Origin of the sequence: Thalassospira profundimaris (assembly GCF_003326795.1) — a bacterium.
Lineage (GTDB): Bacteria > Pseudomonadota > Alphaproteobacteria > Rhodospirillales > Thalassospiraceae > Thalassospira > Thalassospira profundimaris_C.
On the sequence record NZ_JPWI01000001.1, the window covers coordinates 272,160 to 289,689 of the forward strand.

A 17,530-nucleotide genomic window follows, 5' to 3' on the forward strand; every position below is an offset into this window, starting at 1 on the left:
TGAAAACATGGTCCTAGGCCAAACCGGGTATCGCATCACATGACGACTGAATTTCGCGATATCGAACGTGAAAAGTTCGCGATCAATGCCAAAACGTGCGAGTGGACCATTCGCGCCATGACCGCACTTCGCGCCAATATCGACATCAGCATCAAAATGCACGGGCCGCGCGATCATCTGGATCAGGGCGATATTTTCATGTTCAACCATTTCGCCCGGTTTGAAACCTTTATCCCGCAATTCCTGATCGCGCTTGAAACCGGCGTCTATTGCCGGTCCATCGCATCGGGCGAGTTTTTTGCCCAGGACAACACATTCTCGCGCTATCTGCGCGCCCTTGGCGGCGTACCCAACGACTATGAAAGACTGCTGCCCTTTCTGGCCGAGGAAATCCTGCGCGGCGGCAAGGTCGTCGTGTTTCCCGAAGGCGGCATGGTCAAGGATCGCCGTGTTCTTGCTGCGGAACGCCCGCACCCCAAGCGCCCTGATTACAGCGTTTATTCGCGCACTGCCGATACCAGGCGCGCCCATCATACCGGTGCGGCCCTGTTGGGTCTGTGTATTGACGGTTTCAAAATCGGGCTTTCAACGCTGATCGAAAAGGGCCATCGCGATGAACTTTCCCGCTGGGCCGGGATTCTTGAACGTGAAGAGGACGATCTTCGCACCACCCTTGCCAAGCCAACCCTGATGTTTCCCGCCAATATCACGTTCCATCCGCTGCGCGTTGATCAGAATCTTCTGGCCTGGGCGGCTGACATGTTTACCGGCGGGCTCAGCCCGAAAATGGCCGAAGAACTGATCATTGAAGGCAACCTGATGTTCAAGAAGACCGATATGGACATCCGCCTTGGCGATCCGGTCGATCCGCGCCTGCAATTTAACTGGCTGGATCGGCGCATGCTGGCCAAACGCGTGGAACGGGCCCGATCAATTGATGATCTTTTCCGGCCTGCCAGCACACTTGAGAAAATAACAGACCGGGTCACCCAATACGCCATCACCCGGCATATCAAACCGCTGCGCAATCATTGCATGGCGGTGATGTATTCCAATCTGACGATCAATGTCAGTCATCTGGCGTCACGACTGATCATGATGTGGCTGGCTGATGGCGTGACTGAAGTCGATATCAGCCATTTTGACCGCACCCTTTATCTGGCCATCAAGAATATCCAGCAGGCCGAAGACGTTCACCTGCATCGCGGCATGAAGAACCCGGCCGACTATATCGGTATTTTTGAACTCAATTGCCCGCAAATCCGGTTCTTCATTGATAGCGCGGTTCAGCTTGGCCTGATCGAACGCAAGGATCAGAAATATTGCTTCCTGCCAAAATTGCAGGAGGACGCCAATTTTGACCAGATCCGCATGGATAACCCGATCATGGTCTATGCCAATGAAATGGCTCCGATCCATGCAGCCTGGCAGGCGCTTGAACGGGCCCGGGTAGAGGTCGATCACTTAAGCGCCGTTGATATCGCCCATCGCCGGTTTGACGATGAAATTCGTGCGTGGTCCTGGAACCGCGCAAAATACAAGGGCCCGAAATACGACGCCATCAATCAACAGGAAACAGCCACGGCCGATAGCCGACCCTATCTTTTGTTGCCCAACGGACAGACCCGGTTTGCCTGTGGTGTATTGCTGGTGCATGGTTTTCTGGCCTCGCCTGCGGAACTCAACACGCTTGGCGAAAAGCTTTCCGCACTTGGCTATGCGGTAATGGGGGTTCGGCTTGCCGGACATGGAACATCGCCGCATGAATTGCAAAAGCGCAAATGGACCGACTGGCTGGAATCGGTTCGGCGCGGTTATGAAATCCTTGCACCTTTCTGCGATCAGGTGATCATCGTCGGCTTTTCGACCGGCGGGGCGCTATCGGCTATCCATGCTGCGGATCATCCCGAAAAGCTGGCCGGGCTGGTTCTGGCCGGGACACCCCTTAAATTCCGCAACCGCAATCTGATGTTTGTGCCGCTGCTGTATGGCGCCAACAAGCTGATGGGATGGATGCCATCGGCACAGGAAATGCTCAGTTTTCGGCCAAATGAATCCGAACATCCCGACATCAATTACCGCAACATTCCGATTGGTGGTCTGCATCAATTGCGTCAGGCCGTTGCCGAGATGCAAAAACGCCTGCCTGATATTGATTGCCCGACATTGATCCTTCAGGGCGATGGCGATCAGGTGGTTGATCCGGCCAGTGCAACCATGATCCGCCGGATTGCAACCAATGCCCCGGAAATCGATGTTCAGATGATCAAATCCGAACGCCATGGGATTGTGAACGAGGATATCGACGGCACCCATGACCGGATCATCGATTTCATCAGTGATCATTGTGCCGCCGAGATGATCGAGGCCAGCGCCATTCCTGCTCAGTAGCCTGTTACTTCAGGTACGGCTAACGCCCCTAACCGGGAACCGCCGGGATCACCTGACGCAGATCGGGTTGATCATGGATAAAGGTCAACTGGATCGTCGCCGGGATCTCGGCCAGAAACACGGGATCTGCCTTCATGGATTGCGCACCACCGACACAATCGACCTCTATGTCGCTGGAACGAAGGAAGTCGCAAAAGGCATCGCATTGCCGACCATCCATTACAAAGCGGATGGTTGCCATCTTGTTGGAATAAAGCTGACTGTCTTCAATCCAGCCATGCGCCTTGCTGATCGCCTGCTCGACAATATCCATCACATGGTGTCGATCCTGACGGGTGACTGCCTGAAAACTGATTGGTTTTGGGCGCATTATTACCCCCCATTTTCGGGCCACATCCCGGCCATACACACCAAAAAAAGACCCGAAACCCGGCCAAATTCAACCTATAGATTAATACCCAAATTGCCTTGCAACAAGCTTGACGTTGTTTTGGCATTCTCATAGTTTGGATCCATGGATACAAACATTATCACCCAAACACTTGAACGCGAAATTCAATCGGGCCTGCTGGCACCGGGAACAGTGCTCAAACAGGAAGAACTGGCATCACGTTTTGGCGTTAGCCGCCAGCCCGTGCGCCATGCCCTTGAACGGTTACGCACATCGGGCCTGCTTGAAAAACGCCCGGACAGAAGCCTTGCCGTCACGGGACTTCGCACAGAAGACGTTCTTGAGCTCTGCCAGATTCGCATCGCCCTTGAGACCACCGCACTGACGCTTTCTGCCCCGAACCTTTCGGCTAGTACACTTCGCAAGGCGCGGCGCCTGAATGAAGACCTGTTTGAAGAAGAAGACCCGGAAATCCTTGCCGAACTCGACCGGGATTTTCACCGCACGCTGTATGGGGCCTGCGGCAATGAACGGCTGCTTGCAATGATTGCTGACATGCGCGGCGAGGCAAAACGCGCCTATGCGCTGCAACCGGCAGGGTCACGCCCGCGCAGTGCATTTTATGACGAACATAACCGGATTCTTGATGCGCTGGCGGCACATGACGTCACCACCGCTTGCGACATCCTTGCCACCCATATCGGGATAACCACAGCAACCCTGATCCCGATTGATCAACCCTGACAAGCAGGAGCCCCGCATGAGCAGCTTTGGCGCAAAGGTTATCTGGCACCGCCAGAAATCCGAAAAATTTACCGACCGGCGCTATTGCCGTGGCCATGTCTGGCAGTTTGATGGCGGAGTCGAAGTTCCGGCATCATCGTCACCGCATGTCGTGCCGCTGCCCTATTCGCTTGCTGAAAATGTCGACCCGGAAGAAGCCTTTGTCGCCAGCCTTTCAAGCTGCCACATGCTGTTCTTCCTGCATTTCGCATCCGATGCCGGGCTGGTGATTGATCATTATGCTGATGAGGCCATAGGGGTGATGGAAACGGTCGATGGCAAGACCATGATCACCAAAGTCACACTTCGCCCCGAAGTCACCTATGGCGGGCAGACACCCGACATCGCCCTTGAGAACGATCTTCATCACCGTGCCCATGATGCCTGCTTTCTTGCCAACTCGGTCAGGACCGAAGTCGTGACCGAGCCAGTGCGATGAATCGCAACCGGGCAAAAGCCGCTCAGTTGGCAAGCGGCTTCTGCGCGCAGATGGCATAGCGATGCTGGGCACCGCGCTCCAACCCCTTGGCAAAGCTGATATGTTTCTTCTGGGCGCTGTGAATTTGTCTAAGGTCGAAATCAATCCGGATCGGATCAAATCCGGCCTGTGCCAGCATTGATGAAACTTCATCGGCACGGGCGCCTTCGGAAAAATGGACACGCGCCAGGATATCGCGGTGGGTCTGCATATGGGCAACCGCTTCGACGGGTTTGCGCAACCCGATGGATTCCAGGAAGCCAGCCATCACCTTGTTGAATTTGGTTGCCCAGGTCGGCGAGACAAAATCGCCATCCACCACCAAAAGCTTTCCACCCGGTTTGAGAATCCGGAACCATTCGGCAAAGGCCGCCGCCGGATCAACCAGCGTCCAGACCAGATGACGGGTAATGATCACATCATAGCTGTCATCATCTTCAAGGGTGTGTTCGGCATCGCCGAGCAGGAACCGGATATCTGATCCGCGCAGCTTTGATTTCGCACGTGCCTTTTCAAGCATCGCTTCGGACCAGTCCATGCCGGTGACCGCAAAGCCAAGATCATGCATCAGATGACTGATCACACCGGTCCCGCTGGCCAGATCAAGGGCCTGACGACCTTCGCCCTTGCCGAAATGTCGTTCAAGCAGAGCATGCCAGGCATTGCGTTCTGTCTCGGAAAAAATCTCGTGCCCGGGCTGTTCGTCGAATGTGGCGGCGCGCATCGACCAGTATTCCCTGATCTCTTCCCGCAAGTTGTAGTTGCTGGCCTGATTCATGATCTAGATGCTCTCTCTGTCGTTACGCGGCAGAAAACGGCGTTCCTTACCTGTTTTCGACGGGGTATTTTCCCCTAAAAAGATAATGAATTGCATTTTCATTGCGAAACATATTGATTTGCATTCTCAATAACTGATAAATCCGTCGTCAGGCAATCCTAAAATAAGGGAACGGGAATGAAATTTTCGGGTGCACTTGCAGCTCTGACAATGCTGGTCGCGGGTACAGCACAGGCTGCTGATTCCATCAAGGTAACAGATGTTACCGGGCGGGAAGTCTCCATCAATCTGCCGGTTGAACGTGTCATTCTGGGCGAAGGTCGCCTGATTTATGGTCTGGCAACGCTTGATAGCGAAGATCCGTTCGAACGTGTCGTCGGCTGGAGAGATGATCTTAAAAAAGCCGATCCGCAGACCTATGACATCTATGCTGCGAAATATCCGCGCATTGATGATATCCCCACCTTTGGTGGCATCAAGGACGGTACCTTTGACGTCGAACAGGCGATTTCGCTCAAGCCTGATGTTGTCATCATGAACCTTGAAGCCAAGGGTGCCACCGAAGATGGCGGCTATGATGACAAGCTTGCTGCCGTTGGCATTCCGCTGGTCTATATCGACTTCCGCGAAGCGCCGATGAAAAACACCGAAACCAGCATGAAAATCCTTGGTCAGCTGACCGGCAAGGAAGATCGCGCTGCCGAGTTCATCAAGTTCCGTTCCGACAGCATCAAACGCATCACTGATCGTCTGGCCAAGGCAAACCCGGCAAAGCCGCAAGTCTTTATCGAACGTGCAGCCGGTTACTCCGAAGAATGCTGCATGTCATTCGGCAACGAAAACTTTGGCACGATGGTCGAGATGGCCGGTGGCGTAAACATTGCCGCGGCGATCATTCCGGGCACCTTTGGCACCATCAACCCCGAGCAGGTTGTGGCATCCAACCCCGATCAGTTCGTTGGTACCGGTGCTAGCTGGGAAGCCTATGTCCCCGGTGGTGCCTGGGTTGGCCTTGGTCCGGATGCAGACATGGTTGAAGCCCGCCGCAAGCTGATAGGCCTGATGGAACGTCCGGCATTTACCGGTATCAAGGCCGTTCAAAACGGTCAGGTCCATGCTGTCTGGCACCAGTTCTATAACAGCCCGTACCAGTTTGTTGTCATCGAACAGATGGCCAAATGGTTCCATCCGGACCTGTTTACCGACATCGACCCGGAAGCAACCTTCAAGGAACTGCATACACGGTTCCTGCCGCTCGACTACCAGCCGGGTTACTTCATTTCTGCAAGCGATAGCGTCACAAACTAATGTCGACCACTCACGTCAGTATCGAAGCCGGGAGCGCGCATTATAAAGCGCGCTCCTTGCAGCGTTTTTTAATCCTGCTTGCAATGAGCGGGGCCTTGGTATTGTCATTTGCCATTGATCTGGCAACCGGACCTGCGAACTATCCGCTAAGCGATGTGATCGCCACCCTGATTGATCCCTGGTCGGCCACCGACCAGATGCGCGTGGTCATCTGGGAAATCCGCATGCCGATTGCGCTTATGGCGCTGACGGTCGGTGCTGCCCTGTCGACCGCAGGCGCACAGATGCAGACCATCCTTGCCAACCCGCTTGCCAGCCCCTTTACGCTTGGTATTTCTGCTGCCGCCGGGTTTGGTGCCGCTTTGGCGCTGGTTCTCGGTGTTGCACTTTTGCCAGCCTTTGTTGATTTCATCATTCCGATCAATGCCTTTGTCATGGCAATGGGAACGGCACTGATCATTCATTTCTTCAGCCGCCTGCGCGGGGTAACAGTCGAAACCATCGTTTTGCTTGGTATTGCGCTGGTCTTTACCTTCAACGCGCTTCTGGCACTTTTGCAATATCTTGCCAGCGAACAGGCACTGGCCGCTGTGGTGTTCTGGACCATGGGCAGTCTGGTCAAGGCCACCTGGACCAAGGTTGCGGTCACCGCATGTGCCGTTGTGATTGCATTGCCGCTGTTCGTGCGTCAGGCATGGGCATTGACCGCCCTGCGTCTTGGGGATGCCAAGGCCGAAAGTTTTGGCGTCAATGTGCAGGGGCTTCGTTTACGGACCATGCTGATTGTCAGCATGCTGGCAGCAATCCCGGTATCCTTTGTCGGTACCATCGGCTTTATCGGGCTGGTCGGCCCCCATATCGCCCGCATGCTGGTTGGTGAAGATCAACGCTTCTTCCTGCCGGCATCGGTGCTGTGCGGGGCCTTGATCCTGTCGGCGACATCGGTTCTGTCCAAACTTCTGATACCGGGTGCAATTCTTCCGATCGGGGTGATTACTGCCCTTGTTGGCGTGCCCTTCTTCTTCTCGCTGATTTTCGCAAGTCGGAGGAAATCATGGTAACGCTTCGTCTTGATGATATCGGCACCCGCTATGGCAAGGTGCAGGTGGTTTCAGGGATCACAACACCGGTCATTCAGCCCGGTACCGTGACGGCCGTGATCGGACCGAATGCGGCCGGCAAATCAAGCCTGTTCAAACGCATTGCCGGATTGGCAAAGGGCGATGGCACGGTTGATCTTGGCAGTGCGACCAAGGATCGCAACACGATTTGCTATATGCCACAGGATACCGGATCAACCGCGGTCTTGTCGGTTTACGAGTCGATCATTCTGGCCGCCAAGCAGGGTTCAAGCCTGCGCGTGCGTGCCGAAGAACTCAGCCGGATTGACGACATTCTGGCCGCCTTGCGCATTGCCAATCTGGCCGGGCGCAATCTGGGCGAACTGAGTGGCGGGCAGCGCCAGCTGGTTGCCATCGCCCAGACACTGGTGCGCGATCCGAAAATCCTTTTGATGGACGAGCCGACCTCGGCCCTTGACCTGCATCGTCAGATGGAAGTCCTGTCTTTCATGCGCGATGTTGCCAAGGGCCAGAACATCATCGTCCTGATCGCGATCCATGACCTCAACCACGCCTTGCAATATTGCGATCAGGCCATGGCCATTCGCGATGGCAGAATGGTCGCCTATGGCCCCTGTGCCGATGTGATTGATCGCGATCTGTTACGCGATGTCTATCAGGTAGATGGCCATGTCGAACTGAACTCTCTGGGCCATCGCCATATCGTCTTGCGCGGCCCAAGTGACGAGACCGACAGCCGTCACAACACCGCAATCCTGCGCAATCCCCAATCAGAATCTGCGCGTGCTGCCCAATAGGCAGGCGCGATTTTCTTTCTGATTAAAAACTTTGCATTTGGGGAATTTTCTGTTTCCATAGAAGCATGATGATCACCGCCCGGCAGGGTTTCCGATCCTGCCGGGTAACCATATGATAATACAAACAAAAATATCATGTGACGTGATCGATGCTTCAGGAGGCAGAACTTGCAGACCGGCGCACCATTCAGTTTCGAACGTTTTACCTTTCCCGATCTTAAGACCCTGCTGGCTAAGGCAAGCCCGCTGCGGTCCGGCGACGTGCTTGCAGGACTTGCGGCAGGATCGGACGAAGAACGGGTTGCGGCACGCTTTGTGCTGGCTGATGTGCCGCTTAAACGCTTTCTGAACGAGGCACTGGTTCCTTATGAGGATGACGATGTCACGCGCATGATCATTGACGGTCATGACGCCGATGCCTTTGCGCCAGTATCATCACTGACCGTCGGGGAATTTCGCAACTGGTTGCTGGGCGATGACGCCACGCCCGACGTTCTTCGCAACCTTGCACCCGGCCTGACGCCCGAAATGGTCGCAGCGGTCTCCAAACTGATGCGCAATCAGGACCTGATCGCCGTGGCCAGGAAATGCCACGTGGTCACTGCCTTTCGCAATACCATCGGCCTGCCCGGCCATCTGGCCGTGCGCCTGCAACCCAACCATCCGACCGATGATCCGGCCGGGGTCGCGGCATCCATCCTTGATGGTTTGATGCATGGCAGCGGCGATGCGGTGATTGGCATCAATCCCGCAACTGACAGCCCCGAAGCGATGATCGATCTTTTAAAACTGATCGACGAGGTTCGCGAGCGGATCGATATCCCGACCCAGTCCTGTGTGCTGGCCCATGTCACGACCGCGATTGACGTGATGGCGCGCAATGCCCCGGTTGATCTGGTGTTTCAATCCATCGCCGGAACCCAGAAGGCCAATGAAAGTTTCGGTATCACGCAGGCCATGCTGGCCGAGGCCGAAGACGCCGCCAAGGGGCTTAAACGTGGCACGGTTGGCAATAATGTCATGTATTTCGAAACCGGGCAGGGTGCGGCATTGTCGGCCGATGCCCACGAAGGACTTGATCAGCAAACGGTCGAAACCCGTGCCTATGCGGTTGCCCGCAAATATTCCCCGCTTCTGGTCAATACGGTGGTCGGCTTTATCGGGCCGGAATATCTGTTTGATGGCAAACAGATCACCCGCGCCGGGCTTGAAGACCATTTCTGTGGCAAGCTGCTTGGCGTGCCGATGGGCTGTGATGTCTGCTATACCAACCATGCCGAAGCCGATCAGGACGATATGGATAACCTCCTGACCCTGCTGGGCGTTGCCGGATGCAACTTTGTCATCGGGGTACCCGGTGCGGATGACATCATGCTTAATTACCAAAGTACCAGCTTCCATGATGCGATGTATCTGCGGTCGGTACTTGGGCTGGAACCCGCCCCGGAATTTGCCGCATGGCTGCGCAAGATGGATATCCTTGATCAGAATGGCCGCACCCGTCCACAGCTTGACGGGCAAGCCGCCCAGAACCTTCTGGCATGGTCGGGGGCCGCGTGATGAGCAAGCTTTCTGACAAGAAAATACCGAGCGGCCTTGATCCATGGAATGCATTGCGTATCCATACCGATGCCCGTATCGGTCTTGGCCGGGTCGGGGATGGTTTGCCGACCGAAAGGTTGCTTGAATTCCAGATGGCCCATGCACGCGCCCGTGATTCGGTGCATATGGCATTTGATGCCAGTGGTGTGCGCGCACAGCTTGCATCCCTTGATCAGACGATCCTTGATGTCCATTCCGCGGCACCGGACCGGGCAACCTATTTGCAACGCCCCGATCTGGGCCGTCTGCTTGACGATGCTTCACGCGAAACGCTGACCACGCACAAGGCGCGCTATGACGTCGCCTTCATTCTGGCCGATGGCCTGTCGGCGCGGGCGACCCATGATCACGGCGCCAATACGCTGTCGCTGATCCTTAAACGGTTGGGTGATAGCTGGTCGATTGCGCCGATCACGCTGGCAACCCAGTCGCGTGTCGGACTGGGCGATGAAATCGGAACCGCCCTTGGGGCAAAACTGACCGTGATGCTGATTGGCGAGCGCCCCGGATTGTCGAGTGCAGACTCCCTTGGGGCCTATCTGACATGGGCCCCAAAACCCGGTCGATCCAATGCGGATCGCAACTGTGTCTCAAACATCCGCCCGGCCGGGCTGGCCCCGGAGAAGGCGGCCGACAAGATTGCCTATCTGATGAGCGAGGCCCGGAAACTTGGTCTTTCAGGCGTCGCCTTGAAGGATAACTCATCCAGTCCGGCGCTGATTGAAGGCTGATTCGCCCAAAAAAAGGGGGGCGATGCCCCCTTTTCTATTTCATTTCCAATGGCGTCAGGCCCGAAGCGCCTCAAGCCCGTCGGCAACCATGACCGGATCAAATTCAGTGATGGTGTAATCGGCCAGATCATGTTGATGAAACGGATCGCGGGTCAGTTCTTCTTCAAGGGCTGCCCTGTCGCCACGTGCCAGAATCACACCACCATCGCGCGGCACCTTTCGCCCGGATGCCAGAAACATCCCCTTGGCATAGGCTGATTTCAGCCATGCAATATGCCCGTCAATATGGGCATCAACCTGTTCGAGTGGCACCTTGTAGCTGAGCGATACGATAAACATCAGATCTTCCTGCAAGCGGTTCAGATATCGGGTTCATTCGGAAAGTCGGTAGTTTCGCAACAAACCGCAAATCACATTTTGGCGATGTGGCCATTGCTGTGTGATCAGTCCTGATGGCCTGAAAGCCGGTTCAAAAGGCGTTCGATACGCTCGGCATGGGCGGCTTCGCCGCGGGCAACACTTTCAAACCATGCAGCGACATCTTCAAGGCCTTCCTCGCGCGCGATGCGGGCCATTTCCGGATAGCTTGTCTCTGCCTCGTCCTTTTCCTGGGCAAGGGCTGCTTCCAGATTAAGCCGGGTGGTGCCAAGCGGCTTTCCGGTCAGAGGATCACCGCTGGATTCCAGAAATTCCAGATGGCCAAATGCATGACCTGTTTCGGCCTCGGCGGCGGTTCTGAAAAGTTCGGCTGCCTCGGTCTGACCTTCAATATCGGCCTGTTGGGCAAAATAGAGATAGCGACGGTTGGTCTGGGCTTCTGCGGCGAAGGCTGCGCGCAGGTTTTTCTCGGTCCGTGTACCCTTGAGCGCCATGTGCGCTGTCCTTTGTTATTGTTCGCGATCGGTTGTCACATAACCACGCGAAAGACGTAAAAATAAGGCGGCGGGACATTTCATCCCGCCGCCTTCTTATGTGTCCTGAAATTCCGGATCGTCAACCGTCACAGGGGCAATTGCACCGGGTCAATCGCGGATTTCATCTGTCTGTTACGCACCACAACAGACGATGTGGTCACAGATCAAATTCAAACGCCTGACGGCTTAGGCTGCATCCTGTTCCGTGCAATTGCGGCGCAGACGGAAGACCAGATCAACCGATGCTAGTTCGGTACCGTTTGGCATGCTCGGAATGCTGTTGATCTGTACCGAGTCTGCGGGAATGTCGGACAGAAGCCCGTCTTCCTCGCAATAGAAATGGTAATGCGGTGAGGTGTTGGTATCGAAATAGGACCGGCCCGGATCAATCACGATCTCGTTGAGCAAACCGGCATCGGTGAACTGATGCAGGGTATTGTAAACCGTTGCCAGTGATACCTTGATGCTATTGCTCATGGCTTCGGAATGAAGCTGTTCGGCCGTTACATGCCGATGTCCGTTTTCAAACAGCAGACGCGCAAGCGCCAGTCGCTGACGGGTTGGTCGCAGATTGGCATCTTTGAGCCGGTTCAAGGCGTCGGTATATGGACGCGAAGTGGTTCTCATGTCTTTGCCCCTATCATTGGTAAAACCGGCATTGCGGTTCCGTTAAATTCCATGATCAGACTAGAGAACCCGGGCGCACGATTCTTTGATTTTGATCAACTACAATAAGATGTAGAAACCAGACCGCCCCAAATAAAAAGGGCCGGAAAACCGGCCCTTTTCGAATAAGTATGCGATTTGACTGATCAATCGCCGGTCATGATGCGATCAACCAGCTCCTTGACGGTCGGAATATTGCCATTGGCATAGAACGGATCTTCACCGAATTTGTAGGCATTGTGGCCTGCAAACATCAGTTCATTTTCGACCGATGCACCATGGGCAATGTTCTGAAGCGTCTTCTGGATGCAGAAGGAACGCGGATCGGCACGCTTGCCGGTCGTACCTTCATGCTGTTCCCAGTTGGAGAACTGGCACTGTGACAGACAACCCATGCAATCGATCTGGTCTTTCTTGATCGTCAATGCACTGTCTGGCGTCACAAACACCATGGTCTCGTCCGGGGTCGGCATACCTTCGGTATAGCCGGCTTCAAGCCATGCACGTACCTTATCGGCATCGTCTTCACGGACATAGATCGGGCGACCACGACGTCCCAGCGGAATACCGACATGCAGGTCTGCTTCGGCCGTACGGGAATACCGTACCTGACGATCAGAACGCTGATGCAGGTCTTCAAGGAAGTCGTTGCGCACAGCCGAGCTATAGAAGCCGGTCGGGCTGAATTTATGCAGCGACACATCACCGTTCTGAAGACCGGTCAGGCGTTGTTTCCATTCAGCGGAAATCTCGCTTTCCTGGGTCAGAAGCGGACGGGTACCGAACTGGAAGGCCACCGGGGCAACTTCCGGATTGTCGATCCAGTCTTCGAAATCACGCAGGAACCAGACACCACCGGCCATGATGATCGGAACATCATTAAGGCCGACGGAATTCATGAATTCACGCAGGGCCGCAACACGCGGGAACGGATCTTCGGGCACCAGCGGGTCTTCGGAATTCGAAAGACCGTTATGGCCACCAGCGCGCCATGGATCTTCATAGACCACGCCACCAAGCCATTCCGGAATCTTTTTATAGGCACGCAGCCACAAGGCACGGAACGCCCGTGCCGATGACACGATCGGATAGTAGTGAACACCATATTGCGCGGCGATCTGGGATATCTTGTAAGGCATGCCAGCCCCACAGGTTACCCCGTGAATCAGGCCTTTGGCACCTTCAAGAACACCATGAAGGATGGGTTCAGCACCCCCCATTTCCCACAGCACGTTCATGTGCAGACGGCCTTCGCCGTTGCGCATTTCATGTGCGATCTGGGCCTGCGCAATACCGCCGCGGATACCATACGCAATCAGTTCCTGATGGCGATCACCGCGGGTTTTTCCTGCATATTCGACCGGGACCAGATTGCCGTTCTCGTCATACGAGTCGGCATTCACAGCGGAAAAAGTCCCGATACCGCCGGCAGCAGCCCATGCGCCGGAACTTTTACCCGTCGATACAGCAATGCCTTTGCCACCTTCAATAACTGGCAAGACTTCTTTACCCGACATGACGAGCGGTTTAAGGGCTTTCAAATTCGTCTCTCCCATTCGGCATTTGCCTGCGATGCCTCTGCATCGCACAGAGTGCCGGACGACGTATTGTTATTGTCGTCGTCCGGCATACCGTTTTGCTTATTCGGCTTCGCCTGCTTCGAGGTCGGCACCGGTTTCCTGATCGACGCGCTTCATCGACAGTTTGATTTTGCCACGGTCATCGAAACCGATGACCTTGACTTTAACCTGGTCGCCTTCTTTCACGATGTCCGAAACCTGTTTGACACGCTCTGGTGCCAGCTCGGAGATGTGAACAAGACCGTCGCGTGCGCCGAAGAAATTAACGAACGCACCGAAATCAACGGCCTTAACAACCTTACCATCATAGATATGATTCAATTCAGGTTCCGCAACGATGGATTTGATCCAATCCACAGCCTGCTTGCCTTTTGCACCGTCGGTATGTGCGACAGTGATCGAACCATCATCTTCAATATCGACCTTGGCGCCGGTTTCTTCGCAGATTTCGCGAATGACCTTGCCGCCCGAACCGATGACGTCACGGATTTTGTCTTTCGGGATCGAGAACTGGGTGATGGTCGGCGCGTTGCCCGATACTTCACCACGTGCTTCCGGCAGAGCCTTGGCCATTTCGCCAAGGATGTGCAGACGACCGTCACGTGCCTGTTTCAGAGCGATCTGCATGATCTCCGGGGTTACCGAGGTGATCTTGATATCCATCTGAAGCGAGGTAATACCGTTTTCGGTACCGGCAACCTTGAAGTCCATGTCGCCAAGGTGATCTTCATCACCCATGATGTCGGACAGAACTGCGAAGTCTTCTTCTTCCTTGATCAGGCCCATTGCAATACCTGCAACCGGACGTGCCAGCGGAACACCCGCATCCATCATCGCAAGCGAGCTTGCGCAAACGGTTGCCATCGAAGAAGAACCGTTGGATTCGGTAACTTCGGAAACGATACGGGTGGTGTAAGGGAAGGCGTCCTTACCCGGCATCAGCGGATGCAGGGCGCGCCATGCCAGTTTACCGTGACCGATTTCACGACGGCCCGGCGAACCCATACGACCAGCTTCACCAACCGAGTAGGGCGGGAAGTTGTAATGCAGCATGAAGCTTTCACGGTATTCACCGTCAAGCGCGTCAACGATCTGCTCGTCCTGACCGGTACCAAGGGTAACGACAGCCAGTGCCTGGGTTTCACCACGGGTGAACAGCGACGAACCATGCGAGCGCGGCAGAACCGAAACTTCGCCAAGGATCGGGCGAACGTCTGCGCCGGTACGGCCATCGATACGCTTGCCGGTTTTCAGGATCGCACCGCGAACGATGTCTTTTTCCAGATCCTTGATGATCGAGGAAACCTTGCCTTTGAGTTCATCAGGAACTTCATCACCAAGTTTCTCGACGATGGCAGCTTTGGCCGCCGAAACAGCAGCCGAACGTTCCTGTTTGACAACATTGGCATAAGCCGCGGTCAGGCCTTCGGTGCCAAGACCGGCAATTTTTTCGACCAGTGCGTCGTAACCTTCCGGAAGCTCTGCAACGTCACGCGGTTCTTTGGCTGCTTCTTCGGCCAGATCAATGATCAGGTCGAGAACGCTCTGGAACTGTTCGTGACCGAATTTGACAGCGCCGAGCATGATTTCTTCGGACAGTTCGGATGCTTCGGACTCAACCATCATCACGCCGTCACGGGTACCGGCAACAACAAGGTCAAGATCGCCTTCCTTGATGGCTTCGCTCGACGGGTTCAGAAGGTATTCACCATCCTTGTAACCGACGCGTGCTGCACCGATCGGACCGAGGAACGGCAGACCGGAAATGGTCAGGGCCGCCGAGGTACCAATCATCGAAACGATGTCCGGATCATTTTCCATGTCATGCGACAGGACAGTACAAACGATCTGGGTGTCGTTACGGTATTGCGGGTGGAACAGCGGACGGATCGGACGGTCGATCAGACGCGAAACAAGGGTTTCTTTTTCCGACGGACGGCCTTCACGTTTGAAGAAACCACCCGGGATTTTGCCAGCGGCAAATGCTTTTTCCTGATAGTTGACGGTCAGCGGGAAAAAGTCGACATCCGGGCGCGGCTGCTTGGCGCCAACAGCGGTACAAAGAACGACGGTTTCACCATAGGTTACCTTGACGGCACCATCGGCCTGACGAGCAATCTTACCGGTTTCGAGAACCAGTTTGGCATTGCCCCACTGCATTTCCTTACGGACGACATTAAACATTATTTTCTCTTCCTCTTACAAACCTCTGGCGGACCCGGAATACTACACGAGTTCCGAACACATTAATTATGAGGCTTTCATAACAGCTTCATAATTAATGGGTCCGGCGCAAGCAATCGGGTCGGCCCATCCGACCCTGCTTCTCGTGTCCCGATCCACCGGAACAATAAAAAACGACGGCGGAGGTCTCCCTCCGCCGCAGTTTGAAATCAGCGGCGAATACCGAGGCGTTCGATAACGCTCTCGTAACGCGACTGGTCTTTGCGCTGCAGATACTTCAGCAGGCGGCGACGCTGACCAACCATCATGAGAAGACCACGACGGCTATGGAAGTCGTGGTTATGTTCTTTCATGTGCTCGGTGAGGTTCTTGATCCGCTCGCTCAGGATTGCAACCTGGACTTCGGGGGAACCGGTGTCACCGTCTTTCTGAGCGTATTCTTTGATCAGCTCAGCTTTGCGTTCAGCAGTAATCGACATCAGGCATCCTTTCGCCTTTAGAGATTAAAAACACGTACAGGCCGGATTTCGCCACCATTGATCTCCGCCAACGCTACTGCGCGGTCATGGAGCATGGCACAGACGATTTCGTCCTGCACGACGGGGTTTTCGAGAGCATTGCGCTTTGCCACCGGCAACAGCCCGACAGGCTGCCCGGAAGAAAGGCGTTGCGCCTCGACTTCGGTCAAGGCCAGCGCCGGGATGTCGTCCAGCGCGGTCTCAACCGGAAGCATTTTCTTCATCACCTCTTCGGGGTCCATCTCGAGCAATTCCTGCAACGGGATGGCGTTTTCCTCCGAGAATGGCCCCGCCGATGTCCGGCGAAGCGCGGCGATATAGCCGACAGTACCAAGGCGCAGCGCAATATCGCGCGCCAAAGATCGCATATAGGCACCCTTGCCCGACACAACATCGAACACGGCGTGATCGCGATCCGGCATCTCGACCAGTCGAAGATCCTTGATCAGAATCGGACGTGGCTTCAACACCACATCTTCATCGCGGCGCGCAAGATCATAGGCACGTTTGCCATTGACCTTGATCGCCGAAAACTTTGGCGGCACTTGCTGGATTTCGCCAATAAACTCGCCCAGCACGGCCTTGATTTCGTCTTCAGTCGGACGATGGTCAGAGGTTTCAATAACCTCGCCTTCGGCATCGTCCGTGCTGCGTGCCTCGCCGAATTTCAGCGTCACACGATAACTTTTGCTGCCATCCATGACATAGGCAACCGTTTTGGTTGCTTCGCCAAAGGCAATTGGCAGTACGCCGGATGCCAGCGGGTCAAGCGTCCCGCCATGTCCGGCCTTGTTGGCATCAAGCAGACGACGCACCTGGTTGACCACCGTTGACGAGGTGATCTCAAGGGGCTTGTCGACCGCCAGCCAGCCATTAATGCTTATACCGCGACGGCGACGCGCCATCAGTCGTCCTCATCTTCCTGGTCACCAGACCGGTCATCCACCAGATCCTGCGCGACATGCGGGTCGCGCAGCAGGGCGCCAATATGGTCGGCGACATCAAAACTTTTGTCTTCGACAAAACGCAATGCAGGCACAAATTTCATGTGGACCGTATGGGCCACATGGTTGCGCAGGTGTCCTTTCTGACGCGTCAACGCCTTAAGCGACGTTTCGGCCTCACCGCCGCCAAGCGGGGTAAAGGATACCATAGCATTGCGCATATCCGGTGAAAGATTGACGCCGGTAATGGTTACCGGGCGACGTGTCAGATCCGGATCGTAAATATCTCCGCGCTCCAACGCCTGCGACAGCGCCTGGCGGATTTCTTCCGCCACTCGGAGCTGTCGCTGACTTGGTGCCTTGGCTGGTTGCTTCGCCATTTC

General features: G+C 55.2%; 18 protein-coding genes. 8 read left to right on the forward strand and 10 right to left on the reverse strand.

Going from position 1 to position 17,530, the window contains the following annotated elements:
* Positions 1 to 39: 39 nt before the first annotated feature.
* The gene (locus TH30_RS01275; protein WP_114096287.1) at positions 40 to 2,391 is read left to right on the forward strand and encodes an alpha/beta fold hydrolase; all 2,352 of its coding nucleotides are present in this window, start codon (positions 40 to 42) and stop codon (positions 2,389 to 2,391) included.
* Positions 2,392 to 2,419: 28 nt separating this feature from the next.
* Here the strand turns inward: TH30_RS01275 and TH30_RS01280 are convergent, their stop codons facing one another.
* Positions 2,420 to 2,761, reverse strand: coding sequence for a hypothetical protein (locus tag TH30_RS01280; protein ID WP_147251912.1), 342 nt, complete (start codon positions 2,759 to 2,761; stop codon positions 2,420 to 2,422).
* A gap of 144 nt (positions 2,762 to 2,905) precedes the next feature.
* On the opposite strand from TH30_RS01280, the gene TH30_RS01285 reads away from it, so the two are divergent.
* Together TH30_RS01285 and TH30_RS01290 are read left to right on the forward strand one after the other, a co-directional pair.
* Positions 2,906 to 3,526 (forward strand): GntR family transcriptional regulator, encoded by a 621-nt coding sequence (locus tag TH30_RS01285; protein ID WP_114096289.1) that lies wholly within the window; start codon positions 2,906 to 2,908, stop codon positions 3,524 to 3,526.
* Positions 3,527 to 3,542: 16 nt separating this feature from the next.
* Positions 3,543 to 4,004, forward strand: a complete 462-nt coding sequence (locus TH30_RS01290) for an OsmC family protein (RefSeq protein WP_114096290.1) — start codon at positions 3,543 to 3,545, stop codon at positions 4,002 to 4,004.
* A gap of 22 nt (positions 4,005 to 4,026) precedes the next feature.
* Here TH30_RS01290 and TH30_RS01295 read toward each other — a convergent pair whose 3' ends face one another.
* Positions 4,027 to 4,821, reverse strand: coding sequence for a class I SAM-dependent methyltransferase (locus TH30_RS01295; protein ID WP_114096291.1), 795 nt, complete (start codon positions 4,819 to 4,821; stop codon positions 4,027 to 4,029).
* A 177-nt stretch (positions 4,822 to 4,998) separates the two neighbouring features.
* Between TH30_RS01295 and TH30_RS01300 the strand changes: the two genes are divergently transcribed.
* From TH30_RS01300 to eutC, 5 genes are all read left to right on the forward strand, one after another.
* The gene (locus tag TH30_RS01300; protein ID WP_114096292.1) at positions 4,999 to 6,129 is read left to right on the forward strand and encodes an ABC transporter substrate-binding protein; all 1,131 of its coding nucleotides are present in this window, start codon (positions 4,999 to 5,001) and stop codon (positions 6,127 to 6,129) included.
* Positions 6,129 to 7,190 (forward strand): FecCD family ABC transporter permease, encoded by a 1,062-nt coding sequence (locus TH30_RS01305; RefSeq protein ID WP_114096293.1) that lies wholly within the window; start codon positions 6,129 to 6,131, stop codon positions 7,188 to 7,190. The genes TH30_RS01300 and TH30_RS01305 overlap by 1 nt, the downstream gene beginning before the upstream one ends.
* Positions 7,184 to 8,008, forward strand: a complete 825-nt coding sequence (locus TH30_RS01310; RefSeq protein WP_114096294.1) for an ABC transporter ATP-binding protein — start codon at positions 7,184 to 7,186, stop codon at positions 8,006 to 8,008. Before TH30_RS01305 ends, TH30_RS01310 begins: the two co-directional genes overlap by 7 nt.
* Before the next feature lie 168 nt (positions 8,009 to 8,176).
* Entirely contained in the window at positions 8,177 to 9,568 is a 1,392-nt protein-coding gene (locus TH30_RS01315; RefSeq protein ID WP_114096295.1) for an ethanolamine ammonia-lyase subunit EutB, read from the forward strand.
* Positions 9,568 to 10,341, forward strand: coding sequence for an ethanolamine ammonia-lyase subunit EutC (gene eutC / locus TH30_RS01320; protein ID WP_114096840.1), 774 nt, complete (start codon positions 9,568 to 9,570; stop codon positions 10,339 to 10,341). The genes TH30_RS01315 and eutC overlap by 1 nt, the downstream gene beginning before the upstream one ends.
* Positions 10,342 to 10,395: 54 nt before the next feature.
* Here the strand turns inward: eutC and TH30_RS01325 are convergent, their stop codons facing one another.
* From TH30_RS01325 to rbfA, 8 genes are all read right to left on the reverse strand, one after another.
* Positions 10,396 to 10,680, reverse strand: coding sequence for a YciI family protein (locus tag TH30_RS01325; protein WP_114096841.1), 285 nt, complete (start codon positions 10,678 to 10,680; stop codon positions 10,396 to 10,398).
* A 104-nt stretch (positions 10,681 to 10,784) separates the two neighbouring features.
* Positions 10,785 to 11,213, reverse strand: a complete 429-nt coding sequence (locus TH30_RS01330) for a rubrerythrin family protein (protein ID WP_114096296.1) — start codon at positions 11,211 to 11,213, stop codon at positions 10,785 to 10,787.
* A gap of 228 nt (positions 11,214 to 11,441) precedes the next feature.
* Complete coding sequence (gene irrA / locus TH30_RS01335) at positions 11,442 to 11,882, reverse strand: iron response transcriptional regulator IrrA (protein WP_114096297.1); 441 nt, start codon at positions 11,880 to 11,882, stop codon at positions 11,442 to 11,444.
* 185 nt (positions 11,883 to 12,067) lie between these two features.
* Positions 12,068 to 13,462 (reverse strand): NAD(P)H-dependent flavin oxidoreductase, encoded by a 1,395-nt coding sequence (locus TH30_RS01340; RefSeq protein ID WP_114096842.1) that lies wholly within the window; start codon positions 13,460 to 13,462, stop codon positions 12,068 to 12,070.
* A gap of 99 nt (positions 13,463 to 13,561) precedes the next feature.
* Positions 13,562 to 15,685, reverse strand: coding sequence for a polyribonucleotide nucleotidyltransferase (pnp, locus tag TH30_RS01345; protein WP_114096298.1), 2,124 nt, complete (start codon positions 15,683 to 15,685; stop codon positions 13,562 to 13,564).
* Between the two features lie 209 nt (positions 15,686 to 15,894).
* On the reverse strand, positions 15,895 to 16,164 hold the full coding sequence (gene rpsO, locus TH30_RS01350; RefSeq protein ID WP_101246771.1) for a 30S ribosomal protein S15: 270 nt from the start codon (positions 16,162 to 16,164) through the stop codon (positions 15,895 to 15,897).
* A gap of 17 nt (positions 16,165 to 16,181) precedes the next feature.
* Positions 16,182 to 17,108, reverse strand: a complete 927-nt coding sequence (truB, locus tag TH30_RS01355) for a tRNA pseudouridine(55) synthase TruB (protein ID WP_114096299.1) — start codon at positions 17,106 to 17,108, stop codon at positions 16,182 to 16,184.
* On the reverse strand, positions 17,108 to 17,527 hold the full coding sequence (gene rbfA / locus TH30_RS01360; protein WP_114096300.1) for a 30S ribosome-binding factor RbfA: 420 nt from the start codon (positions 17,525 to 17,527) through the stop codon (positions 17,108 to 17,110). The genes truB and rbfA overlap by 1 nt, the downstream gene beginning before the upstream one ends.
* Between the last annotated feature and the right edge of the window lie 3 nt (positions 17,528 to 17,530).